At 71.2% G+C, this 24,012-nt stretch carries 20 protein-coding genes, 1 tRNA gene and 3 pseudogenes; 12 read left to right on the top strand and 12 right to left on the bottom strand.

Going from position 1 to position 24,012, the window contains the following annotated elements; translation table 11 throughout:
• Positions 1 to 102: 102 nt before the first annotated feature.
• Positions 103 to 783 carry a hypothetical protein gene (locus Dvina_RS51040; protein WP_223099393.1) on the top strand — a complete coding sequence of 227 codons (681 nt, stop codon included), beginning with the start codon at positions 103 to 105 and terminating at the stop codon, positions 781 to 783.
• A gap of 104 nt (positions 784 to 887) precedes the next feature.
• On the opposite strand, the gene Dvina_RS51035 is transcribed toward Dvina_RS51040, so the two are convergent.
• On the bottom strand, positions 888 to 1,709 hold the full coding sequence (locus tag Dvina_RS51035) for an SDR family oxidoreductase (RefSeq protein WP_223099391.1): 822 nt from the start codon (positions 1,707 to 1,709) through the stop codon (positions 888 to 890).
• Between the two features lie 74 nt (positions 1,710 to 1,783).
• On the opposite strand from Dvina_RS51035, the gene Dvina_RS51030 reads away from it, so the two are divergent.
• A complete protein-coding gene (locus Dvina_RS51030) occupies positions 1,784 to 2,161 on the top strand; it encodes a winged helix-turn-helix transcriptional regulator (RefSeq protein ID WP_223099390.1) in 378 nt (125 codons plus the stop codon).
• Here the strand turns inward: Dvina_RS51030 and Dvina_RS51025 are convergent.
• Positions 2,158 to 2,811 carry a hypothetical protein gene (locus Dvina_RS51025; RefSeq protein WP_223099389.1) on the bottom strand — a complete coding sequence of 218 codons (654 nt, stop codon included), beginning with the start codon at positions 2,809 to 2,811 and terminating at the stop codon, positions 2,158 to 2,160. The two genes, Dvina_RS51030 and Dvina_RS51025, sit on opposite strands and share 4 nt — an antisense overlap.
• Positions 2,801 to 3,508 (bottom strand): ATP-binding cassette domain-containing protein, encoded by a 708-nt coding sequence (locus Dvina_RS51020; RefSeq protein WP_223099388.1) that lies wholly within the window; start codon positions 3,506 to 3,508, stop codon positions 2,801 to 2,803. Before Dvina_RS51020 ends, Dvina_RS51025 begins: the two co-directional genes overlap by 11 nt.
• A gap of 109 nt (positions 3,509 to 3,617) precedes the next feature.
• On the opposite strand from Dvina_RS51020, the gene Dvina_RS51015 reads away from it, so the two are divergent.
• The 3 genes and pseudogenes from Dvina_RS51015 to Dvina_RS55000 form a co-directional block, all read left to right on the top strand.
• The gene (locus Dvina_RS51015) at positions 3,618 to 4,832 is read left to right on the top strand and encodes a sensor histidine kinase (RefSeq protein WP_223099387.1); all 1,215 of its coding nucleotides are present in this window, start codon (positions 3,618 to 3,620) and stop codon (positions 4,830 to 4,832) included.
• Positions 4,829 to 5,131 (top strand): annotated as a pseudogene (locus Dvina_RS51010) (response regulator); the annotation flags it as partial. The gene Dvina_RS51015 and the pseudogene Dvina_RS51010, both read left to right, overlap by 4 nt.
• Positions 5,132 to 5,698: 567 nt before the next feature.
• Positions 5,699 to 5,899 (top strand): annotated as a pseudogene (locus Dvina_RS55000) (response regulator transcription factor); the annotation flags it as partial.
• A gap of 598 nt (positions 5,900 to 6,497) precedes the next feature.
• Here Dvina_RS55000 and Dvina_RS51000 read toward each other — a convergent pair.
• From Dvina_RS51000 to Dvina_RS50975, 6 genes are all read right to left on the bottom strand, one after another.
• A complete protein-coding gene (locus Dvina_RS51000) occupies positions 6,498 to 6,635 on the bottom strand; it encodes a hypothetical protein (protein WP_223099386.1) in 138 nt (45 codons plus the stop codon).
• A gap of 14 nt (positions 6,636 to 6,649) precedes the next feature.
• Positions 6,650 to 8,038: an ABC transporter permease gene (locus Dvina_RS50995; RefSeq protein ID WP_223099385.1), complete on the bottom strand. Its 1,389-nt coding sequence runs from the start codon at positions 8,036 to 8,038 to the stop codon at positions 6,650 to 6,652.
• A complete protein-coding gene (locus Dvina_RS50990) occupies positions 8,035 to 8,763 on the bottom strand; it encodes an ABC transporter ATP-binding protein (RefSeq protein WP_223099384.1) in 729 nt (242 codons plus the stop codon). Before Dvina_RS50990 ends, Dvina_RS50995 begins: the two co-directional genes overlap by 4 nt.
• Complete coding sequence (locus Dvina_RS50985; protein WP_223099383.1) at positions 8,760 to 9,725, bottom strand: efflux RND transporter periplasmic adaptor subunit; 966 nt, start codon at positions 9,723 to 9,725, stop codon at positions 8,760 to 8,762. The genes Dvina_RS50990 and Dvina_RS50985 overlap by 4 nt, the downstream gene beginning before the upstream one ends.
• A 118-nt stretch (positions 9,726 to 9,843) precedes the next feature.
• Entirely contained in the window at positions 9,844 to 11,751 is a 1,908-nt protein-coding gene (locus tag Dvina_RS50980) for an IPT/TIG domain-containing protein (RefSeq protein ID WP_223099382.1), read from the bottom strand.
• Positions 11,752 to 11,902: 151 nt separating this feature from the next.
• A complete protein-coding gene (locus Dvina_RS50975; RefSeq protein WP_223099381.1) occupies positions 11,903 to 14,218 on the bottom strand; it encodes an AbfB domain-containing protein in 2,316 nt (771 codons plus the stop codon).
• Between the two features lie 469 nt (positions 14,219 to 14,687).
• Here Dvina_RS50975 and Dvina_RS50970 point away from each other — a divergent pair, with 469 nt between their 5' ends.
• The 4 genes from Dvina_RS50970 to Dvina_RS50955 all read left to right on the top strand — a co-directional run bounded on the left by Dvina_RS50970 (position 14,688) and on the right by Dvina_RS50955 (position 18,606).
• Complete coding sequence (locus Dvina_RS50970; protein ID WP_246655855.1) at positions 14,688 to 15,332, top strand: DUF6230 family protein; 645 nt, start codon at positions 14,688 to 14,690, stop codon at positions 15,330 to 15,332.
• 58 nt (positions 15,333 to 15,390) lie between these two features.
• The gene (locus tag Dvina_RS50965; RefSeq protein ID WP_223099378.1) at positions 15,391 to 16,869 is read left to right on the top strand and encodes a DUF6114 domain-containing protein; all 1,479 of its coding nucleotides are present in this window, start codon (positions 15,391 to 15,393) and stop codon (positions 16,867 to 16,869) included.
• A 163-nt stretch (positions 16,870 to 17,032) separates the two neighbouring features.
• Positions 17,033 to 17,518, top strand: a complete 486-nt coding sequence (locus Dvina_RS50960; RefSeq protein WP_223099376.1) for a SigE family RNA polymerase sigma factor — start codon at positions 17,033 to 17,035, stop codon at positions 17,516 to 17,518.
• Positions 17,515 to 18,606: a TolB-like translocation protein gene (locus tag Dvina_RS50955; protein WP_223099374.1), complete on the top strand. Its 1,092-nt coding sequence runs from the start codon at positions 17,515 to 17,517 to the stop codon at positions 18,604 to 18,606. Before Dvina_RS50960 ends, Dvina_RS50955 begins: the two co-directional genes overlap by 4 nt.
• Here Dvina_RS50955 and Dvina_RS50950 read toward each other — a convergent pair.
• Positions 18,603 to 20,273: a DUF885 domain-containing protein gene (locus tag Dvina_RS50950; RefSeq protein ID WP_223099372.1), complete on the bottom strand. Its 1,671-nt coding sequence runs from the start codon at positions 20,271 to 20,273 to the stop codon at positions 18,603 to 18,605. The two genes, Dvina_RS50955 and Dvina_RS50950, sit on opposite strands and share 4 nt — an antisense overlap.
• Here Dvina_RS50950 and Dvina_RS50945 point away from each other — a divergent pair.
• Positions 20,254 to 21,222 (top strand): annotated as a pseudogene (locus Dvina_RS50945) (DMT family transporter); the annotation flags it as partial. The gene Dvina_RS50950 and the pseudogene Dvina_RS50945 overlap by 20 nt on opposite strands.
• A 72-nt stretch (positions 21,223 to 21,294) precedes the next feature.
• Here the strand turns inward: Dvina_RS50945 and Dvina_RS50940 are convergent.
• Positions 21,295 to 22,338: a PHP domain-containing protein gene (locus Dvina_RS50940; RefSeq protein ID WP_223099370.1), complete on the bottom strand. Its 1,044-nt coding sequence runs from the start codon at positions 22,336 to 22,338 to the stop codon at positions 21,295 to 21,297.
• 92 nt (positions 22,339 to 22,430) lie between these two features.
• Between Dvina_RS50940 and Dvina_RS50935 the strand changes: the two genes are divergently transcribed.
• On the top strand, positions 22,431 to 22,814 hold the full coding sequence (locus Dvina_RS50935; RefSeq protein ID WP_223099368.1) for a hypothetical protein: 384 nt from the start codon (positions 22,431 to 22,433) through the stop codon (positions 22,812 to 22,814).
• 162 nt (positions 22,815 to 22,976) lie between these two features.
• Here Dvina_RS50935 and Dvina_RS50930 read toward each other — a convergent pair.
• Positions 22,977 to 23,063: transfer RNA gene (locus tag Dvina_RS50930), tRNA-Ser, on the bottom strand.
• A gap of 68 nt (positions 23,064 to 23,131) precedes the next feature.
• On the opposite strand from Dvina_RS50930, the gene deoD reads away from it, so the two are divergent.
• Complete coding sequence (deoD, locus tag Dvina_RS50925; RefSeq protein ID WP_223099366.1) at positions 23,132 to 23,839, top strand: purine-nucleoside phosphorylase; 708 nt, start codon at positions 23,132 to 23,134, stop codon at positions 23,837 to 23,839.
• Positions 23,840 to 24,012: the final 173 nt, after the last annotated feature.

Below are 24,012 nucleotides of genomic sequence, written 5' to 3'. Positions count from 1 at the left end.
GCTCTCACCCGAGGGCGGCGCGGCCGTGGGTCATTTCCCTACCTGGAGTCCGGCCGTTCGCCGAGGCGGGCGGAGGTTGATGGCCCTGCTTAGCGTGGGGGCATGGACTCGTCGGTGATCGTGGCCGGGCTCGTCTGCATCGCAGCGGTGTTCGTGCTGCTCGTGCTGGCGGCCGTGGTGTCGCGGCGGCGGGAGCGGGAGCGGCGGGAGCGGCTCGAGGTCTGGGCGGTGCAGCACCGCTGGCAGTACGTGCCGCGGCCGGTGAACGAGTGGTGGCGGCGGCTGCCCGGGCACAACAAGCGCGGGGTGAGCCTGGCCCTCAGCGGCGTCGTCGGCGGGCGGGCGGTGTCCGTAGCCGAATACTCGTACACGACGACGAGCACCACCTCGGGGCCGGACGGCAGCACCTCGACCAGCAGCCAGACGCATCACTTCATCGTCTGGGTGGTCCGGGTCCGCGGCTCCTGGCCGGAGCTCTCGGTGCATCGGCGCGGGGCCGTGTCACGGTTCGGGCGGACGCTGTTCGGGGACCGGGCCACGGCGCTCGGGTACGAGCCGTTCGACAGCGCGTTCCGCATCCGCGCTGCCCGGCCCGAGACGGTGCGGACGGTGTTCGGCCGGGACCTGGTGGCCGAGCAGCTCTCGGGGCGGCTGCCGGAGTGGAGCCTGTACGGCGGCGACCTCATGGTGGTCGAGAGCGGACGGCTGGCCGAACCGGACGGCATCCCCGCCCGGTTCGGCCCCCTCGTCCGCGTCGCCGACCTGATCGAAAACCCGCGCTGAGGCGGCGGGCGAGCAAGCGTGATCGAGCGTCCGCGTGCCAGGACGCGGGCGAGCAAGCGTGATCGAGCGTCCGCGTGCCAGGACGCGGGCGCTCGAGCGGCGGCTCAGAGCTTCTGCAGGAACTCGGCAAGCGTCGTGGTCGGGCGGCCGATGAGCCGGCTCAGGTCGCCGGTCACCACGTCGAGCGAGCCGTGCTCGATGGTCACGTCGACGTCGGCCAGGACCCGCGCGAAGCCGGCCGGGACGCCGAAGCTCTCCAGCGCGGCCGCGTAGTCGTCGACGGGCAGGTTGCGGTACACGACAGGCTTGCCGAAGCGCTCCGCGATCGCCGCCGCCAGCTCGCTGAGCGTGAAGGCCCGGTCGCCGCCGAGCTCGTACGCCCGGCCCTCGTGGCCCTCGGTGGTCGCCACGACGGCGGCGGCCGCGGCGTAGTCGGCCCGGGTCGCGGCGGCGATGCGGCCGTCACCCGCGGCGCCGAGCACCGCGCCGTGCTCGAGGGTGCCGGCCAGGTTGCCGGTGTAGTTCTCGAGGTACCAGTTGTTGCGCAGGAACGTGAACGGGATGCCGGAGTCCCTGATGAGCTCCTCGGTCGCCTTGTGCTCGGGGGCCAGCGGGATCGGGTTGGTGTCGGCGTGCGTGATGCTCGTGTACACGATCCGGCCGACCTTGGCCTCGATGGCCGCGTCGACGACGGCGCGGTGCTGCGGCAGGCGCTTGCCGGCCTCGCTCGCGGACACGAACACGAGGACGTCGGTGCCGGCGAACGCGTTGACCAGGGTCTCGGGGCGGTCGTAGTCGCCGAGGCGGGCCTCGACGCCGCTGAGCGCCTCGGGCCGGCGGGCGACCGCGCGCACGTCCTGCCCCTGCAGCTCGCTCAGGATCAGCTGGCCAAGGTGTCCGGTCGCGCCGGTTACGGTGATCGTCATTTCTGAATCGTAGGCACTAACTTTTGGAAAGTGCAACCCCAGCGAAAGTGCGATCTCTGAGTTATCGTGTGGGCATGGCCAACGACCCGTTGGTGTTCGACGTGTTCGCGCGCAACTGCACCTCACGGCCTGTGATGGAGAACATCAGCGGCCGCTGGGGCGGTCTCACCCTGGCCGCGCTGCACGAGGGCACCCACCGCTTCAACGAGCTGCGCCGCCGCGTCGACGGGGTGAGCGAGAAGATGCTGTCCCAGACGCTGCACGCCCTCGAGCGTGACGGTCTGGTGGTGCGGGAGGTGCGCAGCACGATCCCGCCCCGGGTCGAATACAGCCTTACCGACGCCGGGGCCAAGATCGCCGCCAAGCTCTCGGAGCTCATCGAGCTCGTCGAGGCCGAGATGCCGCAGATCACACTCGCCCAGGAGCGTTACGACGCGGCCAGGTCCGATTAAGGCAGATCCCGCATCTGTACTGCGAAAGCCCCGACGACGAACGCCAGCGCATAGGCACCGAGCACCGCCGCCGCCGTGCCCTGGCCCAGCCCGGCGTCCATGCCACCGAGCGACATGGCCGCCCGGAACGGCAGCCACCGGGCCGCGTCCGCGCCCACCAGCTCCGCCGCGACCCCCTCGATGAGCGCGAGCCAGGCCAGCGCCCCCGCGATCGCCCCGACCTGGCTGCGCACCAGCGCGCCGAGCCCGACGCCGATCGCCGCGAACAGTGCGTTCCAGGCCACGACGCCGGCCAGCACCTTGAACGGCACGTTGTCGGCGATGATCGCGGCGATGCCGGCACCGAGGACGCCGAAGCCGGCTCCGATGAACGTGTACAACGTGAACTTCCGCAGCAGGACAACTGTCCGCCCGGGCGTGGCGAGGTACGTGTCGGCGATGGTGCGGTGCCGATACTCGCCGGCCATCGCCATGATCCCGAGCATGAGCGGGAACAGCGCGGCGAGCCCGGCGTGGGCCGCGGCTCCCACTGCGTCCTCGGGGTGCTTCGCGATCCGGCTCCCGGCGCCGGTGGCCACGAGCGCGAGGGCGGCCAGGAGCAGCAGCAGCGGTGTCCGTACCGTCGTGAGCTTCCGGATCTCAGCCCGCATGGCCGGCCCCCGTCTCCGCCCCGGTCATGCTCAGGAACGTGCTCTCCAGATCCGGCTCCACGGGTCCCGCGTGGCGCAGTTGTCCATTGTGGACTATGACGATCCGGTCCGCCGTCTGTGCCACCTCGGCCAGCACGTGACTGGCGATGAGCACGGTGCTCCCCTCCGCCGCCCGGCGCCGCAGGAGTGCGCGCAGCCAGGCCATGCCGGCCGGGTCCAGGCCGTTCGCGGGCTCGTCGAGCACCAGCAGCCCCGGGTCGCCAAGCAGGGCACCGGCCAGCCCCAGGCGCTGGCGCATCCCGAGCGAGTACGTGCGGATGCGCTGGTGCTTCGCGTCGGTCAGCCCTACCTCATCGAGTACTGCATCGACTCGGGCTTTTGGCAGTTTGGCTTCTTCCGCCAGGATCAGCAGGTGGTCACGGCCGCGCCGGCCCGGGTGGAAGCCGTTGGCCTCCAGCAGCGCGCCGACCGTCCGGCGAGGCTGCGACAGCTGCGTGTAGCGCCGGCCGTCGATGAGCGCCTCCCCGGTCGTCGGCCGGGCCAGCCCCACCAGCATGCGCAGCGTGGTCGTCTTGCCGGCGCCGTTCGGCCCGAGGAAGCCGGTCACCGCGCCGGCCGGGACGTCGAAGGTGAGGGCGTCGACGGCGGTGCGATCGCCGTACCGCTTGGTGAGCCCCCGGAACTGCACTTGTGTCATGCCGGACCACTCTTCGCGGTCGCGGACCCGCCGTCGTCATCCGGCCGCGGCATCCGAATACCGCGGCTGGAGGACTTTTTTGTCGTACCCCCGGACTAGCGTCAGGGGCATGCGAGTCGACCTGGTGATCGGGATCGTGGTGGGTCTCGTGGTGCTGGCCACCACCCACGGCTCCCCGACGGCCATCCCGGTCGAGCCGGCCGCGCTGACCGCCGTGATCGTGGCCTGCGGCTCCCTGGCCCTGCGCCGCCGCCACCCGCTGACCGTGTTCCTGGTGAGCTCGGTCGCGGCGGAGGGCTACCTGGTGCTCAACCACAGCAGCACCAACGGCACGCTGATCCTGACCGCCCCGCTGATCGCCCTTTACACGGTGGCCGAGTCGCAGGTCCGCCGCCGCGCCCTGATCATCGGCGTCCTGGCCGTCCTGGCCTTCGCCGGCCTGCACATGCTCGTCAAACCCGCCTCGTGGCTGGGCGTGGAAAACCTGGCCCTGGCCGCGCTGGGCGGGCTGGCGGTCGCGGCGGGCGACGGGGCCCGCAGCCGCCGCGAATACCTGGCCGAGGTGGAGGCCCGCGCCGACCGCGCCGAACAGGCCCGCGAGGCCGAGGCCCTGCGCCGCGTCACCGAGGAGCGCCTGCGAATAGCCCGCGACCTGCACGACGCGGTCGGCCACCAGTTGGCGCTCATCACCGTCCAGGCCGGCGTGGCCGCCCACCTGCTCGACTCCCAGCCGGCGCGCGCCCGCGAGGCACTGGGCAACGTCCGCAGCGCGGGCCGGATCGCTCTCGCCGAGCTGAGCGACACCATCGGCCTGCTACGCCGGCCCGGCGAGCTCGTGGCGCCGCTTGACCCACTACCCGGCCTGTCGGGGCTGCCCGAGCTGCTGGCCTCGCACCGGGCGGCCGGCCAGTCCATCGACACCTCCGTCTCGGCGGCGCCGGACACCTCGATCGTCGAGGCGGTCCTGCCCGTGCCGATCGACCTGACGGCGTACCGCGTGGTGCAGGAGGCCCTGACGAACGCCTGCAAACATGCCCCATCGGCGCCGGTTCACGTTGCGCTGCTCTACGAGCCGGGCGCCCTGCGCATCCGCATCGACAACGGCCCGCCGCAACCACCAGCCGTCGATCGCGCTGATCGGACGGCGCGGGCTCACCACGTGGATCGGGTGGAGGTGGGCGGGCTGGGGCTGGTCGGGATGCGGGAACGGGTCCTGGCGCTCGGCGGGAGCCTGGTGTCGGGGCCGCGGCCGGATGGTGGGTTTCGGGTCGAGGCCGTGCTGCCGATCGGTGCGCCGGTGGTGGATCGTGGGGTGGGGCTGTGAGCGCACCGATCCGGGTGGTGCTGGCCGACGATCAGGCGTTGATCCGCAGCGGGTTCAAGGTGTTCGTCGAAGCGGCGGCCGACGTTGTGGTGGTGGGGGAGGCGGCGACGGGGCGGCGGGCGGTGGAGCTGGCCCGGAGCACGCGGGCCGATGTCGTGCTCATGGACATCCGGATGCCGGACCTGGACGGGCTGGCCGCCACCCGGCTGATCGTCGGCGACCCGGACCTGGCCGGCGTGAGAGTGCTGATCCTGACCACCTTCGAGGTCGACGAATACGTGTTCGAGGCGCTGCGGGCCGGCGCCAGCGGGTTCCTCGGCAAGGGGGCGGAGCCCGACGAACTGCTGGCCGCCATCCGTACCGTCCACCGAGGCGACTCCCTCCTCTCCCCGGCCGCCACCCGCAGCCTGATCGCCCGCTTCCTCGCCGAGCCGATAGCCACCACCACCTCCGCACCCGACACCGCCGCGCCTGGAACCACTGCCGCGTCTCGAACCACTGCCGCGCCGGGAGCTACTGGCTTGCCGGGAGCTACGGTGCCGCTTGGGGCCACCGCCGCGCTTGGAGCCAGTGCCATGCCTGGAGCCACGGGCTTGCCTGGAGCCACGGGCTTACCTGGAGCTGTAGCCAACCCAGGAGCTGCGGCCACCGCCGCTGGGTCCGGCGTTCGCGCCGGCGGAGCCACTGCCGCCGCTCGGGGAGCCGTTACGGCGGCCGGATCCTCCACCACCGCTCGGGTCGACTCCATCGGTGCCGGTGCCGGTGCCGGTGCGGGTCCGGGTGGTGGGGGAGCGGTCATCGGCTCGGGGCAGGGTGGGGGTGGGCGTTCGGGGGCGGTGCTGCGGGGCGATGTGCGGCTCATCGGCCTGCTCACCGAACGCGAGCGCGAGGTCGTCGGGCTGGTCGCCACCGGGATGTCCAACGAGGAGATCGCGGCGCTGCTCTTCGTCAGCCCGCACACCGCCAAGACCCACGTCAACCGGGCCATGACCAAGCTCGGCGTGCACGATCGCGCTCAGCTGGTGGTGGTCGCGTACGAATGGGGGCTGACCCGGCGAGCCCCGTGACCCCGGCCTGAAGCACCTCGAATCCGGAAGCAGACCCGTCCGGTCCACAGCGTGCGCGTAGGCGGCGCCGTGCACGTCGGCTTCCGTCCGCGGCGGCGTCGGATGTGCGTGGCGGTAGTGTCGTGCGCCGATTGGCAGTCGACGGCGCCGGCCAGTGGCGTGCGCGGCGGCGGCGTGCGTGCGCAGCGGCGGCGGCGGCGTGCGTGCGCAGCGGCGGCGTGCGTGCGCGTCGGTGGCGTCATGCGGCTTCGACGGTGGCGTCGGGTATGCGCGGCGGTGGTGTTGTGCGGCGTATTGGCAGTCGACGGCGTCGGTCGGTGGGGGTTGCGTGCGCGGCGGCGATGTCTTCGGAGAGGGCGCCGAGGGCTTTGGTGGGGTCGCCGGGTGTGCGCGGCGGTGGTGTTGTGCGGCGTATTGGTGTCGACGGCGCTGGCCAGTAACGTGCGCGGCGGCGTGCGTGGGCGGCGGTGGTGTCGTGCGGTGTCGGGTGTGCGCGGCGGCGTGCGGGGGCGTCGGCGGCGGTGTTGGGTGTGCGCGGTGGTGGTGTTGTGCGGCGTATTGGTTGTCGGCGGCGGCGGTCAGTGGCTGCCGCGGCCGCTCAGGTCTTGCCGGTGGGCGCGGTGCGGTCGGGCGGCGGGCCGTCGTGGATCTGCGTGCGGGCCGGGGAGTTGACGGCGCGGTGGAGGTGGCCCGTGGAGGCCGGCGGCTGTTCGGGTTTGCCGGCCTCCGCGGGCAAGAAAGGGGCGTGAGTCAGGCGCGCATTACGGTGGCTATTGGGATTCGGGCGGCTCGTATGGCTGGGATCAGGCCGCCCAGCAGGCCGGCTACCAGGCCGGCGATTACGCCGGCTACGCCGGCCTCCCAGGGGAAGGTCATCTCCTGGAGCTGGATGATCTGACCGCCCAGGACGCGGCGGGCCAGGTTCAGGCCGGCCACTGCGGCGCCGATGGCGGCGGCTGAGGTGAGCAGGCCTGTCAGCAGGGTTTCGGCCAGGACTATGCCGGCCAGGAGGACCCTTGGGGTGCCCACGGCTCGGCGCAGGGCGAACTCCTCCACCCGCTCGCCCACCGTGGCCAGGCCCACGTTCAGGATGCCGGCCACGCCGATCAGGAGTACCAGGCCGGCCATGCCCAGGAAGACGTAGTTGAGGATGGCCAGTTCCTTCTCGATGTGCTTGCGGACGTCGACCGTGTTGATGTTCAGGGTCTCGCGCGGCACGCCGGCGGCCAGGAGTTTGCGGGTGAGGAGGGCCTCCAGGTCGGCGTGGCCGGGGGCGAAGTCGACCTGGAGGCCGCTGCCGGAGACCGCGTTCATGGCCTTGGCGTCGGGGGCGGCGCCGGGCTGGGGGTTGTCGACCGGCTCCGGCGGCTTCAGCCAGTTGTCGATCTCGTCGGCGCGGGCGTAGGCGGTCGGCTGGGAGTTGCCGTCGTCGACCACGCCGATGATGCGGGGCGTGGGGTTGGCGATGGCGTCGTCCAGGCGCATCTCCGCCGGGATGCTGTACTTCGAGAAGCCCACCGCGGCCGCCTTGTTGATGACCAGCCGGGGGGAGTACGAGGGCTCGCCGTCGAAGCTCAGCCAGGCGCCGGCGACCGGGCGGAAGGGCCGGAAGTCGCGGATGTCATTGATCATGGCGACCAGGCTCACCTCGATCGCGGCGCCCTTGGGGGCGGGAGTGCCCGCGCCCTGGATGGCGATGGGGCGGCAGTTGCCCGACTCGTCGCAGCTCATGGCGAAGCGGGGGCCGTCGTACCCCTCGGGGCCGTAGGCGGCCTCGTCGAGGTGCTCGAACGGCTGGGCGCCCGGGTTGATCGGGCGGACCTTGGGCTCGCCGATGATCGCCTGCAGGGAGTAGGAGGCGGCCACGCCCGGCTTGCCCTTGATCGTGTCGGCGGTGATTTTGGCCGAGTCGCCGACCGGCGGGACGAACATCGTGCGGGTGCCGTCGCGGCCCGCCTGGAGCTCGATGTCGGCCAGGCGCAGGGTGCGCACGGTCACGGCCGACGCCTGGACGGTGACGACGGCCAGGACGCCCAGGAACAGGGAGATCATCGACAGGAACGTGCGCATCTTGCGGGCGCGGATGCCCTGGAAGCCGATGATGAGCGCCGAGCGGAGCCGGCCCGAGAGGCGCATCATGCCGGTACCACCGCCGGGTTTGGAGCCGCCGGTTTCAGCACGCCGTCCTCGAGGCGCAGGACGCGCTGCATCTTGGCCGCGTGGGCCTGGTCGTGGGTCACCAGGATGAGCCCGCAGCCGCGGTCGGTGGCGGCCCGCATGACCTCGATGACCAGGTTGCCGGTCTCGGTGTCGAGCGCGCCTGTCGGCTCGTCGGCCAGCAGCATCCGGGGGCCGCGGACGAGGGCCCGGGCGATGGCGACCCGCTGCTGCTCGCCGCCGGAGAGGCGGGCCGGGCGGCTCTTGGCCAGGTGCGCGATGCCGACCTGATCGAGGGCCTCCAGGGTCCGGGCCCGCCGCTTGCGCCGCGGCAGCCAGCCCTGGCCGTTGACGAGCGCCATCGCCACGTTCTGGGCCGCCGTGAGGTGCTTGAGCAGGAAGAAACGCTGGAAGACGAACCCGAACTCGGCGCTGCGCAGGCGGGCGGCCCGGCGCTCGGAGATGCGGGCCAGGTCGCGGCCGTCCATGACGTAGGTCCCCGCGTCCGGTCGGTCGAAGAGCCCGATGAGGCTCAGGAGGGTGCTCTTGCCCGACCCCGAGCGGCCGAGGATTGCCACGCTCTCGCCCTCGCCGACGGTCAGGTCGACGCCGTCGAGGATCGTGCGCGGCTGCTTCTGGCCCTTGAGCGTCTTGGTGATCCCGCTCAGCGCGATGATCGGCGCGGGCGTGAGGGGAGCGTCGGTCATTTGCCCATCCCCGGCTGCTGGCCGCCGCCCTTGGCGTCCGGGATGCTCGGCCCGGGTATCGCCACCGTCTCGGCCTCGGTGAGGCCCGACTTGATCTCGATGACCTTGCCGTCGGTCAGGCCGAGCACGACGTCGCGGATCTCCCGGGTCTGGTCGTCCTTGATCACCTCGACCTTGCCCTTGCCCTGCGAGCCGGCGACCGCCTCGACCGGCAGGACGAGCGCACCGGTGACCTTGGCGGTGATGATCTCGACGGTGGCGGCGGCGCCGTTGATGAGCTTGGCGTCGGCCGGGCCCACGCACACCAGGCGCATCCCGGTCGCCTCCGACGGCTGCTGGGGCTGCCCCTGCGTCGGCTGCGCGACCGGGGGCGCGCTGCTCGACGGGTTCACGGCTGGGGCCTTCGGCTCGGGGATCGTCCCGCTGGGAAGCGCGGCAAGCGTGCCCAGGACAGTACAAGGGAAGGGTCCGGGTCCGCTCTTGATCTGGGCCTGGACCGACTGCAGCTGGTCGGAGACCTGGTAAGCCTGGGTGCCGTCGATGTCGGCGACGATGCCGTAGCCGGTCTGGCGGGCCGAGACGATCGGCATCCCGGCGGTGACCTTGGAGCGGTCGTCGACCAGGCGGCCCGCGAACACCGCACCGGCCGGGACCTCGACCGGGGTGGCCTTGCCGCTGACCCAGATGTTGGCGACCTTTGTCGGCTTGGTCGGCGTGCCGGACGCGGATTTGACGTCCAGGTAGCGGACCTCGCCGTCGATCGGGGCGACGAGCCCGAACGTCGGGTTGAGGGTGACCTTGCCGCTCAGGCTGACCCTGTTGGTGAGGTCCTGGCGCTTCGGCTTGGCCGTCGTGACCTGCGTGCCGCGGTCGGCGAGGCCGGGTGGTGGATCGTTCGAGGCCGCCTCGGTACACCCGGCCAGAAGGCCGAGCGCCGCCAGCACAAGCAAGATCCGTCGCATCCGCAACCCCCGGCATAGAAGCTAACCGCCACTGGTATGACGCCGCTGCCCCGTCCGGGGGATGCAATGGAAAACGCCCCGTCCCCCGCAATGGGGGACGGGGCGGGTGAGCAGAGGGTCAGACCTTGTAGGTGAAGGTGGCCGCGGCCGCGGCGGCACTCGTGCCGCCCGGCGTCGTCACCTGCACGGTCGCCGCGCCGGCCGCGTGCGGCGGGAGGACGATCTTCAGCTGGGTGTCGGAGATCTTCGTGAAGGACACGACGGCGCCGTTGACCGTCACCTTTGTCGCGCCGCCGAGGTTGGCGCCGGTGAGCGTGACGGTGGTGGAAATCTTGGTGCCGCCCGCGTTCGGCGACAGCGTGGCCACGGTGGGTACGGCCGGGGCGACGTAGGTGAAGGGCAGCGCGTTGGCCTCGAACGAACCGCCCGCGTTCGTCAGCTTGAGCGTGACCTTGCCGGCCGCGTGGATCGGCATCGTCACCGTGAGCTGCGTGTCGGAGAGCCTGGTGAAGGGCACGGCCACGCCGCCGGCGGTGACGGCCTTCAGCGAGCCGAAGCCGGTGCCGGTGACCGTGACGGTGGTGGGCGCGATCGTCGAGCCGCTGTTGACGCTGAGCGCGCTGACGGTCGGTGCCGGCGGGGCGACGAGCGTGAGACGGCCGGCCGGGACGGCGGTGCTGGTGCCGTAGGGCGTGGTGACGGTGACGTCGTAGCCACCCGCGGCCAGCCCGGCCGGGACCGGGAAGGTGAGCGTGGTCGGCGCGACGACCTTGAAGCCGGCCACGGCGGCCGCGCCCAGCTTCACGACACTGGCCTCGGTGAAGTCGGTGCCGGTGACGGTGATGACGTCGCCGCCCGCGGTCGAGGACGAGGAGGCCGACAGCTTCGTGACCGCCGGAGCGGCCGGAACATACGTGTACTTCGCCAGGGCGTTGAGCGCGCTGGTCCCCGTCGCGTTGGTGACCGTCACGTCGACGATGCCCTTGGTGTGGGCGGGCGCGGTGGCGGTGAGCGTGGTGACGCCGTTCGCCTCGGCCTTGGTGAACTTGGCGGCCACGCCGCCGAACGTGACGGCGGTGGCGGAGGCGAGGTTGGCCCCGTTCACCACGACCTGGGTGCCGCCGGCGACCGGGCCGCGCACGACCGACAGCGAGGTGACGGCCGGGGCCGGGACGACCGCCTTCTCCGGGGTCTTCACGCCGCCGACGGTGTAGGCCGCCTGGACGTCGGTCGTGACGAACGACCACGACAGGTGGGCGTCGCCGCTCGCACCCCAGCCGGTGCCCCACTGGTTGCGGATCCAGATGCCGTCGGCGTCGTACGCGTACGCCGTGATCATGTGGCCGCCGAGGCTGGAGCCGGTGATCGTGTTGTACAGCGTGTCGCCCCTGAGGTACATGAAGTCCTTGAAGACCGGCATGCCGATCGCGACCGGTGAGCCGGCGGCGATGGCGGTCTTGATCGCGGTCTTGGCCTTGTCGCCCTGCCTGTCGCCGGTCCACAGCGTGGTCCAGCCGGAAAGCTTGTAGTTCGCCGCGTTGGCGATCTCGGCCGCGGTCGGGGCGGTCTGGTAGCCGTAGATGCCCTGGATGTAGTCGTCCTGGGTGTCGACGCCGTTCGCGGTCGCCTCCTGCAGCGTCGCGGCCGGGTTGAGGCCGGCGTTCGGGGCGCCGCCCTTCGCGACCGAGCGCATGTAGAGGTACAGCGGGGCGTAGGGGGCGCCCGTGCCGCCGTCGCGCTTGGCGTAGTACCCCATGATCGAGTGCGCGATCGTCCACGCGACGCATGAGGAGATCTGCCCCTGGTCACCGACCGGGGGCAGGTTTGTCACGAGCGAGGCGCTGTCCGGGAGCACGTCCATCGCGCGCATGCTCGGGGTCTTGGCGTTCACCCGGGTCGTGGGGGCCGCGAAGCCGCCGACGGCGTGGGGGAGGCCGGCGGTGTCGGCAAGTGCGGGCTGCGCGGCGGCGACAGTGCCGCCGGTCGCGGCAAGGGCGAGGCCGAGGGCCGATTTGAGAAGGCGCATCCGTGCTCCTAACGGGGGGTTCCGGTGCCGCCTAGATCGGCGCGGCCGGCCCCCGCCTTCGTTCGGGCCGGGTGGAGCCCGGTTGCAAGAAAGTGGCCGGCTCCGCTGCACGAAACGGAGCCGGCCACGCACTATCCAGTTATGGGGCCGGTCATGGAGCCCAAGGGGCGTCGACGCTCCACGTGGTGTCCTCCACGAAGAGCCCGGCACCGTCGTAGGCCGATGGGCCGCCGGGTGTCGCCAGCCAGAGCTCGGCGCTGTAGTGCCGCAGGTACTGCCCGGGGAAGTTCCAGGCCGTCAGCCGCACGCCGCCGTTGCCCTGCTGCGCGCAGAAGGTCGCGTCGGCCTTGAACAGGGAGGAGTTGTCGTTGGTGTCCAAACGCACGCGGAACGCCTGGTGCCGCAGGTATCGGCCCGGGTAGTTGCGCGACTCGAACGAGTAGCACGACGAGTCGGCCAGGCCCGGCACGACCCGCCAGGTGGCGTCCTGCTTCAGCAGGGCCGTGCTGTTGGCGTCGACGACGTCGGTGTACCCGAGGCTGTCCCGATGCCGCGCGTAGCGGGTCGTGCAGCAGGCGGTCGTCGCCCGCAGCGACTTGTAGACGCCCGTTTGCAGCGTGGCCGTGCCGACCGGGCTGGACGAGGCGTTGATGAGCGCCTGATTGCTCGCCCGGAGCCGGGCCGCGTCCACCTTCACGACCTGCCGGTCATAGGTGAGCAGGCCGTTCACCTCGTTCTCCACGTCGGTGATCTCGGTGTACACCGAGGCGGAGAGTCCCTGGGGCATCCCGCCGGTGCGGATCTGCTCGTAGAGCCCGTTCAGCCGATCGTTGAGCCGGGCCGTGCTCGGCTGGTCCTCGTAGGAGAAGCCGTTGCCGGGCGACCACTCGTGGCCGGCGACCCGCTGGCCGAGGCCGCCGAACTCGCCGAGGACCGCGGCCCGGGTGCCGGACGAGCGGGTCGCGCCCGGGCCGACGTAGATGTGGTTGTCGAGCACGTCGCCGTTGCCGCCGTCGACCGAGCCGCAGCAGTTGATGCCGCTCATGTTGTCGACGAGGCGGGACGGGTCGTACGCCTTGACGTGGCTCGCGATGCGGGCCTGGTCGTACTGGCCCCAGCCCTCGTTCTCGTCGACCCACATGACGAGCGAGGGGGAGCTGCGGTGCTGGTCGATGATCCGGTCGTACTCGGCCTCCCACTGGGTGCGCGCGGCCGCGCTCGGGTCCTTGCCCGTCGGCATGGCCGGCATGTCCTGCCACACCAGCAGGCCGAGCTGGTCGGCGGCGTAGAACCAGCGCTGCGGCTCGACCTTGATGTGCTTGCGCACCATGTTGAAGCCGAGGTCCTTGTGGGCCTGCAGGTCGGAGCGCAGTGCGGCGTCGGTCGGCGCGGTGTAGATGCCGTCGGGCCAGTAGCCCTGGTCGAGGGTGCCGCTCTGGAACACGAACTGACCGTTGAGCAGGATGCGCAGCTTGCCGTTGACGCTCCCGATCGCGATCGAGCGCATGCCGGCGTAGCTGCCGACCGAGTCCACGACCGTCGAGCCGCTCTTGAGCTCGACCTTCACGTCGTAGAGGAAGGGGTCGTTCGGGGTCCACCGGTGCGCGTTGGGCACCGGCACGCTGAACGCGGCCCCGGCGCTGCCGCTGGCGGTGCCGACGGTCGTGCCGCCCGTGGAGACGGTAGCGGTCACGGTCTGGCCGGACAGGCCGGCGCCGAGCGCGTTCACTGACAGCGTGTTGCCGGCGAGGTCCGGCACCAGGTCGACCCGGGTGATCCGGGCGGTCGGCGTCGGCTCCAGCCACACCGTCTGCCAGATGCCGGAGGCGCCGGTGTAGAAGATGCCGCCGCCGGCGTGCGGCAGGACGTCGTTGCGCCGCTGCTTGCCCACGGCCTGACTGCCGGCGTCGGTGGGGTCGTAGACGCCGACGACTATCGTGTTCGTCCCGCCGTTGAGCAGGGAGGTGATGTCGTAGGTGAAGGCGTCGTAGCCACCGCTGTGCACCGCGCCCGCCTGGGTGCCGTTGACCCAGACAGTCGTCTGCCAGTCGACGGCGCCGAAGTTGAGCTGCACCCGGCGGCCGCTCCAGCCGGCGGGGACGGTGAAGGTGCGGCGGTACCACATCCGGTCGTTCTCGGTGATCTTCCGCTGGACGCCGGAGAGCGCCGACTCGACCGGATACGGGACGCGGATCTGCTCGCCGAACGAGCCCGGCGGGGTCGTCTGCCCGCTGCCGGTGGTGGCGAAGTCCCAGATTCCGTTCAGGTTCTGCCAGTCGGCCCGGGTCAGCTGCGGACGCGGGTACTCCGGCAGCGGGTTGGTCGTGGACACCGAGTTGGTCCACGGCGTGGTCATCGGCGGGGTTTTGGGGGTCCAGGCGCTGGCCGGCTGGGCGGAGGCGACGAGCAGGCCGGTGGTGGCGACGATCGGGGCGAGCGCGAGCGCGACCCGTCTGGAGAGACGCATGCAATCTCCTCGAGGCAACGGTGGCGGCCGTAGCCGATCCGTGAGGGCACATGGACCCCCACGGACCAACACATCCACTCATGTTCCAACGAGAAGTGTCAACATCTACCGGCACGTATTACTGGGCGGTGCAACTCGTCCGATCGACGATCTTCGTAAGGTCGACGGGTCGGGTAGAAAAGAACCTCCGGAGTTTTTCGTTATAAGACCGTGATATTGCTACGTGTGGTAGTGATCACAGTTATCTGGTGTCCGCTTTGAAGGCTTTGCCCGGCGGTCGATCCGGAGATTCGTCACGCACCGTAGGGAAATTGGGCCCCGGCCAGTTACCGGCCAGTAACGAGTGCCCTTGTCCACCTGAGGGGGACGGGGCAACATCTTCCGCACGCCTCGCCCGGCCCTGGACACCCCCCGGCAGCACCAGAGACCGGCACCGCCGAGGCAACCCCGCGACCAAAGGGAGCCCTACGTGACCGTAGCTCAGGGCAGCACGGTGAAGGGCGGCACACGGTGGAAGCGCTTCGCGACCGTCGTCGTGCCGGCCAGCTTCATCGCCGGCGCCATCGTCTTCGGCCAGGCGACGGGCGCGATCGCCGCGTCGTTCAACGTCTCCGGCAGCCAGTTCAAGGTGTCCGCCGACCGCCTCGAGGGCACCGGCTTCGTCCAGTACGGCGGCTTCGCCACGGAAAAGGGCGGTGACCCGCGCAACCCGGCCGACCCGAAGAACCACGCGGTGGCCGTCTCCGGCATCGCCAAGGCCAAGCTCTTCAACCTCTGCCAGTCGGTGAAGGTCCCGAACCTGCCGGTCACGATGGTGATCCACGCCGGTAAGGACCCGAAGGCCCCGGCCGAGGCGACCGACCTGCTGATCGACCTGACGTCGCTCAAGGGCGACGCCACGTTCGACAACATCCAGATCGGCATCGACGCGTCCGACCTCAGCAAGGGCGGCGTGAACGCCAAGGGCCTCCAGGGCAGCTTCGCCCAGCAGGCCGACGGCGTCGTCATCACCGGCCTCAAGCAGGTCGCCTGGTCCACCACCGCCGGCACGTTCAAGCTGACCGGCCTCGACCTGAGCCTCTCGACGGGGCCGAACGCCGAAGAGTGCTTCTAACAAGCGTTTTCCGGGCCCGCGGGGTAACACCCGCGGGCCCCTGTTCTTGGAGGACCCGGTGACCTTTGGCGGATGGCGCGCCCAGCGGCCATTCTGGGGCGGGTTGTTCCTGATCCTGTCGGGTCTGGAGCTCTTTCTCAGCGGCAATCTGAAGCTGGCCCTGGAGGTCCACTTCGGACCGACCGGCTTCCTGTCCTACGTCCTGCCGCTCATCATGCTGCTGTGCGGGGCCCTGACCTGGGTGAGCCCGTCGCAGCGGCTGTTCTACGGCATTCTCGGCACGGTCACGGCGCTGTACTCCCTGATCGGTCTCAACCTCGGCGGCTTCTTCCTCGGCACGGTCCTGGGCCTGGTGGGTGGCGGCCTCGCGGTCGCCTGGTCCCCGCCGCCCGCCGAGGCCGAGCCGGCGGTCGCCGAGCCGCCCGCCGCGGCGGAGGACACGTACTACGAGGACGCCCCTCTCGACGACATGATGACCTCCTCGTACTGGTCCTCCACCACCGCTGACGCCTCGCCGGCCGCGGACTACGACCGCCCGCCGTCGGGCGTGCTGCGCGACGAGATACCGACGAACCAGGTAAGCCCGCTGCACGCCCACCACGAGGGGACCGGTGCTGGAAGCGCCGATGAGCAGCTCCCCCCACTGTCTGGCCCAGGTGACCTGCCGAAGCGCCGTCACTTGGGCCCGCTCCTGATGGCCCTGTTCCTGGCCCTGTCCGTCTTCGCCACGCTGTCCAACCGGGGCGGCGAGGCCTACGCCGCCCCGGCGACCTGCCCGTCCTCGTCGTCGGCCCGCCCGGCGTCCCCGGCGTCGCCGCCGGCCACGAAGACCCAGCCCGCCCCGCCGCCGGCCTCACCGCCCCCCAGCCCGACGCCGACCGCCACCGCGGAGGAGAAGCCCGGCATCCTGGACTGGCTGCACGACCTCTTCACCGGTGGCGACAAGAAGGCGACCACCGCGGCCGCCCCGTCGAGCTCGTCCACACCCCCACCCCCGGCCGCCACCACCGCCGCGCCGGCCACCACCAAGGCGCCGGCGTCGGGCAAGCCGTCGTCGACCCCGGCCTGCGGCCTGACCAGCGCCTCCCCGACCCCGAACGACAAGAAGGCCAAGCTGGCCGCCGGCCAGCCCCACGTCGCCAACCAGCCCTCGATCCTGCGGGCCGACGTGATGACGATGGACTCCCTGACCTACGACGGCGTGGCCGACCTGCCCCGCAAGGACGGCACGACGGTGAAGGTCCTGGCCTTCTCGATGAAGAACTCGATCTCCACGCCGTTTCAGCTCGACACCCCGGGTGGCCCGAAGCTCCTCATCACGAGGAGTTCCAAGCTGACGGTGGAGGGTGACGTGAAGTTCTACACGTCGAAGTTCTCCGCGAACGTCCTCGGCCTGATCCCCCTCACCTTCACGCCGTCGTTCCCGCCGCCCCCGATCCCGCTACCGGGCTTCTACACGAAGTGCGAGATCGAGCTGGTCTACGTCCAGTCGAACGTCCTGACCGCCCCGGACCTGGACATCCAGTACGCCAGATAGCCACCCCGCAGCCGGGTCCGGTCCACGCGACCGGGCCCGGCTGCGCGCCTGCGGCACTCGGCCGAAAATTTCTCGGCAACGGCGGCAACGGTCCGGCCGCGAATCGCGTCTTGGTGTGCGTCTGTTCGCGCACGCACCGCCTACCCCCGAGGACCAACCCCACATGGATGAGTTCGACTCGTTCGTGCGATCTCGTAGCGCCGCACTCCTGCGATCCGCGTACCTGCTGACCGGAGACCAGCACCTCGCCGAGGATCTGGTGCAGTCGGCGCTGGCGCGGACGCATCGGGCCTGGGGACGGCTGCGCGACCGGGGCAACGTGGAGGCGTACACCCGCAGAACCATGTATCACCTCCAGGTGTCCTGGTGGCGTCGGCACCGGGCGGAGGCCATGCCCGGTGAGCTGCCCGAGCCGCGCGGAGGGGTCGATCACGCGGACCAGTCCGCCGTCCGGATGGTGCTGCGGGCGGCGCTGCTGAAGCTGTCGGCAAAACAACGGGCAGTGCTGGTGCTGCGGTACTTCGAGGACTGCACCGAAACCGAGGCCGCCCACCTGCTCGGCGTCAGTGTCGGGACCGTCAAGAGCCAGACGTCCAAGGCTCTGGCCAAGCTCCGCGAGATCTACCGCCTGGAAGGGGCAGTTCGATGAACCGGCTGCGGTACGACCTGGCGGACCTGGCCGACGAGGTGGTCAACGTGGATCTGACCGCTCGGGCGCGGCAGACGTCGCGGAAGATGCGCAACCGGCGGGCCGCGTTGGCGACGGGGGCGGCCGTGCTGGTTGTGCTGGCGGGGGCGGCAGGCATCGTCTATGCGCTGCGCCCGCCCGAGGCCACGGCGCCGCTGCCGGCCGACTCGGCGTCGACGACGACAACGAGCGCCGCACAGACGGCGCCGAGTGAGGACCGCTCCACGGCCGCCGCCCGCTACCAGGTGGCCGACGTGGAGGCGGGCACGCGCTGGTATCTGCGGGGCGGCGAGGTCCATGCCTACAGCAAGGGCCGGGACACGGTCACGGCGCGCATTCCCATCGACGAGAACGACGAGGCCCGCTGCGTCTCGCAGACCCTCACCGTCTCGCCGGGCGGCAAGCGGATCGCCTGGGCCGAGGGCAGCGGCGACAGCTTCAGCGGCACGCTCAAGGTGGCCGGCGTCGACGGCAAGAACGTGCAGACCCTCAGCGCCGGCGCCGTCTGCCTCGGGGCCGGCGCACTGCGGTGGAAGGGCGACGACCAGCTGTACTTCAGCAGCAAGGACGGCGGGGCGTTCATGGCGAACATCCCGGCCGGCAGCAAGACCAAGCTGCCCGCCGGCGAGCAGTTCGACGCCGCCTCGGCCGACGGCAAGTGGACGGCCAAGCAGGTCGGCAGCCAGCGCCTGGTGACAAACGGGCAGCAGAAGCGGGTCTACACGTACAAGCCCCCGGCCGCGGAGGCCGAGCACCATGACGGCTGGGGGGCTCGCGGGGTCTCGGCGGACGGGCGGTACATCACGGTGGGCTGGTCCGGCACCGACCCGAGCCGGGCACTCTCGACGTTTGCGATCGTGGACACGACAACCGGCAAAGCCGTCGTCAGCCAGGAGTCGAGCGTGTGCTTCACGGCTGGAGGGCTCGTGCTCGTGCACGGCAACGGCCTGACGACGATCTATGACGCGACGATGCAGAAGCTCGGCGAGTCCCAGGAGCCCGCCGCCCTCAAGGACGCGCTGCTCCTGGGATACGCCCGAGCCTCCTAGATGCGGGCCAGGGCCGCCCGGAGCGGGTCGAGGCCCAGCGAGCCCAGGTTGAGCGCGTCGCGGTGGAAGGACCTCAGGTCGAACGCCGCGCCCTTGCGGGCCTGGGCGTCGGCCCGGGCGGCCAGCCAGGCGCGCTCGCCGAGCTTGTAGGAGGGGGCCTGGCCGGGCCAGCCGAGGTAGCGGTTGAGCTCGAAGCGCAGGCTCTTCTCCTCCACGCGGCAGTGCGCGCGCAGGAACTCCCAGCCCAGCTCCGGCGTCCACCGCTGGCCGGGCGCGAAGCCGAACGGGTTGTCGCGCGGGATCTCCAGCTCCAGGTGCATGCCGATGTCGACGATGACCCGGGTGGCCCGGAACGCCTGGCCGTCGAGCATGCCGAGCTTGTCGCCGGGGTCGGCGAGGTAGCCGAGCTCGTCCATCAGCCGCTCCGCGTAGAGCGCCCAGCCCTCGCCGTGCCCGGACGACCAGGCGAGCACCCGGCGCCAGCGGTTGAGCAGCTCGGCGCGGACGTACGTCTGGGCGATCTGCAGGTGATGGCCGGGTACACCCTCGTGGTAGACGGTTGTGACCTCACGCCAGGTCGAGAAGCTGTCGACGCCCTGCGGGACGGCCCACCACATGCGGCCGGGGCGGGTGAAGTCCTCGCTCGGGCCCGTGTAGTAGATGCCGCCGTCCGAGGTCGGGGCGAGCATGCACTCGATCGGCTGCACCTGCTCCGGGATGTCGAAGTGGCGGCCGTTGAGCTCGCGCACGGTGGCGTCGGCGAGCTGCTGCATCCAGTCCCGGAACGCCTCCTTGCCCCGGATCACCCGGGCCGGGTCGCTGTCGAGCGCGGCGACCGCCTCGTCGACCGAGCCGCCCGGCACGATCTTGTCGGCGACGGTTCGCATCTCCGACTCGAGGCGGGCCAGCTCGTCGAAGCCCCAGGCGTAGGCCTCGTCGAGGTCCACCGTCGCGCCCAGGAAGTAGCGGGAGGCGAGCTGGTAACGCTCCCGGCCCGCGGCCTCCTTCGGCCGGCCCAGCGGCGCGAGGTCGCGGCGCAGGAACTCGCCGGTCTCCACGGTCGCGGCCCGGGCGGCCTCGGCGTTGACGGCGAGCTCGGCCGCGAGCGCCGGGTTCTCGGTGCCGATCCGCGCGGCCAGGTCCGGGTAGAAGTTGTCCCCTTCGAGGTCGGCCCACACCTCGCACTGCTTGGCGACCTCGATGATCTGCCGGGCCGGGGCGACGTGGCCGCGCTGGGCCTCGTGCATGAGTGTTTCGCGCCATTGGGCGAGCGCCAGCGGTACAGCCGCCAAACGCTTGAGGATGTTGAGTGCCGCCTCGTCGCCGGTCGTCGGCATCAGGTCGAACGAGCTGCGCACCCCGTGCAGCGCACTCGAGATCACGTTGACGTCGCTGGTGAGGTCACCGGCCTCGTAGCGCTCCAGGGCCAGCCCGAGCCGCTCCTGCATGGCCTCCTTGGCCACGCGCTCGGTCTCGCTGCCCGGTGTCTCGGCGGCGAGCGCGGCGAGCGTGGCCCGGTCGAGGTCGGCGAGCGCCGCGAACCCGTCGGGCGACAGATCGCTCATCTCGTGGTCGTGGCCGGCCACGCCGACGAATGTCGCCCCGATCGGGTCGAGGGGCGCCCACTGCTCGACATACCTGTTGGCGATGTCATCGATAGAACCCACGCGCCGACCCTACGGTACGAACCGGATCGGTGCGGTACCGCCGAAGGCCAATTGCAAACGCGTGGCCCGGCCACCCTTCCGACGTCCGAATCCCGCGCGACAACCGGCCCCGGCCGGGTGCACAGTAAGGCCCATGACGAGCCCCGCTCCTGACGTGAAGCGCTGGTTACCCGCTTTCGCCGCCGTCGCCCTGATCTGGGGCACGAGCTTCATGTTCATCAAGGATGCGCTGACGGACCTCGCCCCGGCGTACATCGCGCTGTACCGCATCGCCCTCGGCGCACTCACGCTCGTGCTCTTCCTCGCCGTTCGCCGGCTGCCACCGGCCCGCGGTCTGCGCCTCTGGATGCACCTGTTCGTGTTCGCGATCTTCGCGTCCACCGTCCCGTTCGTCCTGTTCGGTTACGCCGAGCAGCGGGTGCCGTCGGTGCTGGCCGGCATCTGGAACGGCACCGCGCCGCTCACGACGCTGCTTGTCACGCTTGTCGCCGTTCGCTTGCAGCGCCCGGCCCGACGCCAGATCTGGGGACTGCTGACAGGCTTTTTGGGGGTACTCGTCGTGCTCGGCGTATGGGAGGGAGTGGGTGGAGCGTCGTTGACCGGCCAGCTCATGCTGCTCGCGGCGGTCACCTGCTACGGGATCGCGTTCAACTACACGCGGTGGCTCCTGCAGCACTTCGAGATCTCCGCGTTCCAGCTCTCGGCCGGCCAGCTGCTGATGTCGACGCTGCACCTGGTCATCGCCGCCCCGCTGATCGCCGGGCGTCCCGCCGCTCTGGGTGGCATGAGCCCGCGCGTGTGGATCGCGATCCTGGCGCTGGGCGTGCTCGGCACCGGCCTCGCGTTCGCTCTCAACTTCCACGTGGTGCAGACCGCCGGGGTGACGACGGGCTCGATGGTCACGTACTTCCCGCCGTTCGTGGCCGCCATCGCCGGCGTACTCTTCCTCGGCGAGCACCTGACCTGGCACCAGCCGGTCGGCGGCCTGATCGTGCTCGGCGGCGTCGGCATCTCACAGGGCCTATTTGTGCGACGCCGCCCAGGCCAGCAGGTCGTCGGCGGGCAGGGTGTTGAGGATCCGGTCGGCCGGGACGCCGCAGGCGATGGCCCGGGCACACCCGTTGGCGAGCCAGTCGAGCTGCCCGGGAGCGTGCGCGTCGGTGTCGATGGTGAACCGGCACCCCGCCTCAAGAGCAACGCGTAGCAGCCGCTTCGGCGGGTCCAGCCGCTCCGGCCGCGAGTTGATCTCGATCGCCTTGTCGTGCTCGACCGCGGCCGCGAACACCGCCTCGGCGTCGAACCGTGACTCGGCCCGCGTCCCCCGCCCGCCCGTGATGAGCCGCCCGGTGCAGTGCCCGAGGATGTCCATCCGGGGGTTGGCCAGGGCGTTCACCATCCGCCGGGTCATCACCTCGGGCTCGTCCTTGAGGTTGCTGTGCACGGACGCGACAACGACGTCGAGCCGGTCGAGCAGCTCGTCGGTCTGATCCAGCGACCCGTCGGCGAGAATGTCGACCTCGATGCCGGTCAGCAGCCGGAACGACATGCCGAGCTGCCGGAACCCGGCGTTGACGTCGGCGACCACGCCGAGCTGCTCCTCGAGCCGCTCGGCACTGAGCCCCCGGGCCACGGTGAGCCGCGGCGAGTGGTCGGTGAGCACGAGGTACTCGTGCCCGATCTGCGCGGCGGCCATCGCCATCTCGTCGATCGGCGACCCGCCGTCGCTCCAGTCGGAGTGCGAGTGGCAGTCCCCGCGCAGCCGGTGCAGCAGCCCCGCCGTCTCGGCGTCCAGGTCCTGCCCCGCCGTCGCCTCGAGCCGCCGCAGGTAGACGGGCTCCTCCCCGTTGAGCGACTCGACCACGCACCGCGCGGTCACGTCCCCGATCCCCTGGATGTCAGTGAGCGTCCCCGCCTGCGCCCGCGTGGCCAGCTCCCCCTCGGCCAGCTTCCCGAGCGTCGCCGCCGCACCCCGGAACGCCCGCACCCGATAGGTCTTCTCGTGGGCCCGCTCGAGCAGGAACGCAATGCGCCGCAGGTCGGCAATCGGATCACGCGCTGACGGCATGCCCCCACGCTAGCCGAAGGTGGGCCTGGCCCCACCCGATGCTGGGCCCAGACGGATACTGGCGGACCCCCGTGCTCCATAGCGTCTATGGCATGACTTCCACGCCGCTCCGCCTCATGCAGCTGTTCACCGCCCTCTCCGCCGCCCTCCTGACCGCCTGTGCCCTCCTCTACGCCGTCGACCCGCCCGCGGTGAACGGCGTCGTCTGGATCCGCGCCGCGGGCATCCTCGCCCTGTCCTTCCTGAGCCTGCGCTGGGCCGCCCAGCTACGCCGGGGCCACCGCGGCGCGTACCGCCGGCTGCTGTGGGTCTCGATCGCCGGCTCCCTCGGCATCGCCGCCCTGGCCCTGCTCCCGGACAGCCCGTTCCCGCTGTGGTTCCGCCTCGAACAGTCCGCCCAGGGCCTGGTCCTGCTGGCCCTGGCCACAACGCTCCTGCGCCCGTCCCTGCGCGCCACCCTCGAGCCCACCCGTTGACGCCCGCGAGCCGACGCCCGACCCCAGCGACGCGGGGGCCGGGCGTTGCCGCGTCAGCCCAACCGGACGCTGAGCGCCACCGTGCTGGGGAAAGCGGACATAAACGACGAACGCCCGGTTTCGTCCTGCTCGGACGCCCGGGCGTTCTCGCTGGCCAAAGTGCGGTGGCGCGGGGATTCGAACCCCGGGAGGGCTTGCACCCTCACACGCTTTCGAGGCGTGCTCCTTAGGCCACTCGGACACGCCACCGCCGAAGAGGTTACCTGACTGCCACCGGGCGTCCGCACAGGGGCTCGCCGTTTGGCAGGATCTTCTGTATGAGCACGCACATCGGCGCTGAGGCCGGGCAGATTGCTGAGCGGGTCCTGCTGCCCGGAGACCCCCTCCGGGCGAAGTGGATCGCCGAGACATACCTCAAGGACTCCTACTGCTACTCCACCGTCCGCAACATGCTCGGGTTCACCGGCACGTACGAGGGTGTCGCGGTGTCGGTGCAGGGCTCCGGCATGGGGATGCCGTCGGCCAGCATTTACGCGCACGAGCTGATCAACGACTACGGGGTCAAGGCGCTCATCCGGGTCGGCAGCTGCGGCGCGATCCGCGACGAGCTGAAGCTGCGCGACGTCGTGGCGGCGATCGGTTCGAGTACGGACTCGAACATGAACCGCGTGCGCTTCGACGGGCTGATCGACTACGCGCCCGTGGCCGACTTCGGGCTCCTGCGGACGGCGGTTGACGTGGCCGCGGAGAAGGGCATCGAGATGCGGGTCGGGCCGATTCTGGCCGCCGACGCGTTCTACACGGACCGCCCCGACCTCTACGACCGGCTGGCCGACTACGGCGTGCTCGCCGTGGAGATGGAGTCCGCGGCGCTCTACACCATCGCGGCCCGCTTCGGAGCGCGCGCGTTGACACTGCTCACGGTGTCCGACCACATCAAGACCGGCGAGCGGACCACCGCCCAGGAGCGCGAGCAGACCTTCAGCCAGATGGTCGAGGTGGCCCTGAAGACGATCATCAGCTGACCACCCCGCCCAACGACTTCCGGCCCGCGCCCGCACCCAGGTACGCCCAGCGGTCCACATGGCCGCATGCAGACTCGCAGCCCAGGCGGCCGGGTGCGGGGCGAGTAGTCCCCGCGAGCGGGTCCGCGTGGCCAGGTCGGGCTGGCGGCCCGCGGCGAGTGGCCGAGGTTGCC

The sequence above is a fragment of the Dactylosporangium vinaceum genome (assembly GCF_019904175.1).
In the GTDB taxonomy this organism is placed as follows: Bacteria; Actinomycetota; Actinomycetes; order Mycobacteriales; family Micromonosporaceae; genus Dactylosporangium; species Dactylosporangium vinaceum.
Note: the sequence above shows the minus strand (reverse complement) of the source record. Positions and strands in the feature narration are given on the sequence as shown.

Excerpts from the sequence above, each read along its gene's own strand:
- Dvina_RS50985 (WP_223099383.1), bottom strand. The coding sequence starts at position 9,725 with ATGCGACGGATCTTGCTTGTGCTGGCGGCGCTCGGCCTTCTGGCCGGG.
- Dvina_RS50975 (WP_223099381.1), bottom strand. The coding sequence starts at position 14,218 with ATGCGTCTCTCCAGACGGGTCGCGCTCGCGCTCGCCCCGATCGTCGCC.
- Dvina_RS50960 (WP_223099376.1), top strand. The coding sequence starts at position 17,033 with ATGGATGAGTTCGACTCGTTCGTGCGATCTCGTAGCGCCGCACTCCTG.
- Dvina_RS51035 (WP_223099391.1), bottom strand. The coding sequence starts at position 1,709 with ATGACGATCACCGTAACCGGCGCGACCGGACACCTTGGCCAGCTGATC.
- deoD (WP_223099366.1), top strand. The coding sequence starts at position 23,132 with ATGAGCACGCACATCGGCGCTGAGGCCGGGCAGATTGCTGAGCGGGTC.
- Dvina_RS50995 (WP_223099385.1), bottom strand. The coding sequence starts at position 8,038 with ATGATGCGCCTCTCGGGCCGGCTCCGCTCGGCGCTCATCATCGGCTTC.
- Dvina_RS51020 (WP_223099388.1), bottom strand. The coding sequence starts at position 3,508 with ATGACACAAGTGCAGTTCCGGGGGCTCACCAAGCGGTACGGCGATCGC.
- Dvina_RS50935 (WP_223099368.1), top strand. The coding sequence starts at position 22,431 with ATGACTTCCACGCCGCTCCGCCTCATGCAGCTGTTCACCGCCCTCTCC.
- Dvina_RS50940 (WP_223099370.1), bottom strand. The coding sequence starts at position 22,338 with ATGCCGTCAGCGCGTGATCCGATTGCCGACCTGCGGCGCATTGCGTTC.
- Dvina_RS50980 (WP_223099382.1), bottom strand. The coding sequence starts at position 11,751 with ATGCGCCTTCTCAAATCGGCCCTCGGCCTCGCCCTTGCCGCGACCGGC.
- Dvina_RS51040 (WP_223099393.1), top strand. The coding sequence starts at position 103 with ATGGACTCGTCGGTGATCGTGGCCGGGCTCGTCTGCATCGCAGCGGTG.
- Dvina_RS50955 (WP_223099374.1), top strand. The coding sequence starts at position 17,515 with ATGAACCGGCTGCGGTACGACCTGGCGGACCTGGCCGACGAGGTGGTC.
- Dvina_RS51025 (WP_223099389.1), bottom strand. The coding sequence starts at position 2,811 with ATGCGGGCTGAGATCCGGAAGCTCACGACGGTACGGACACCGCTGCTG.
- Dvina_RS51015 (WP_223099387.1), top strand. The coding sequence starts at position 3,618 with ATGCGAGTCGACCTGGTGATCGGGATCGTGGTGGGTCTCGTGGTGCTG.
- Dvina_RS51030 (WP_223099390.1), top strand. The coding sequence starts at position 1,784 with ATGGCCAACGACCCGTTGGTGTTCGACGTGTTCGCGCGCAACTGCACC.
- Dvina_RS50990 (WP_223099384.1), bottom strand. The coding sequence starts at position 8,763 with ATGACCGACGCTCCCCTCACGCCCGCGCCGATCATCGCGCTGAGCGGG.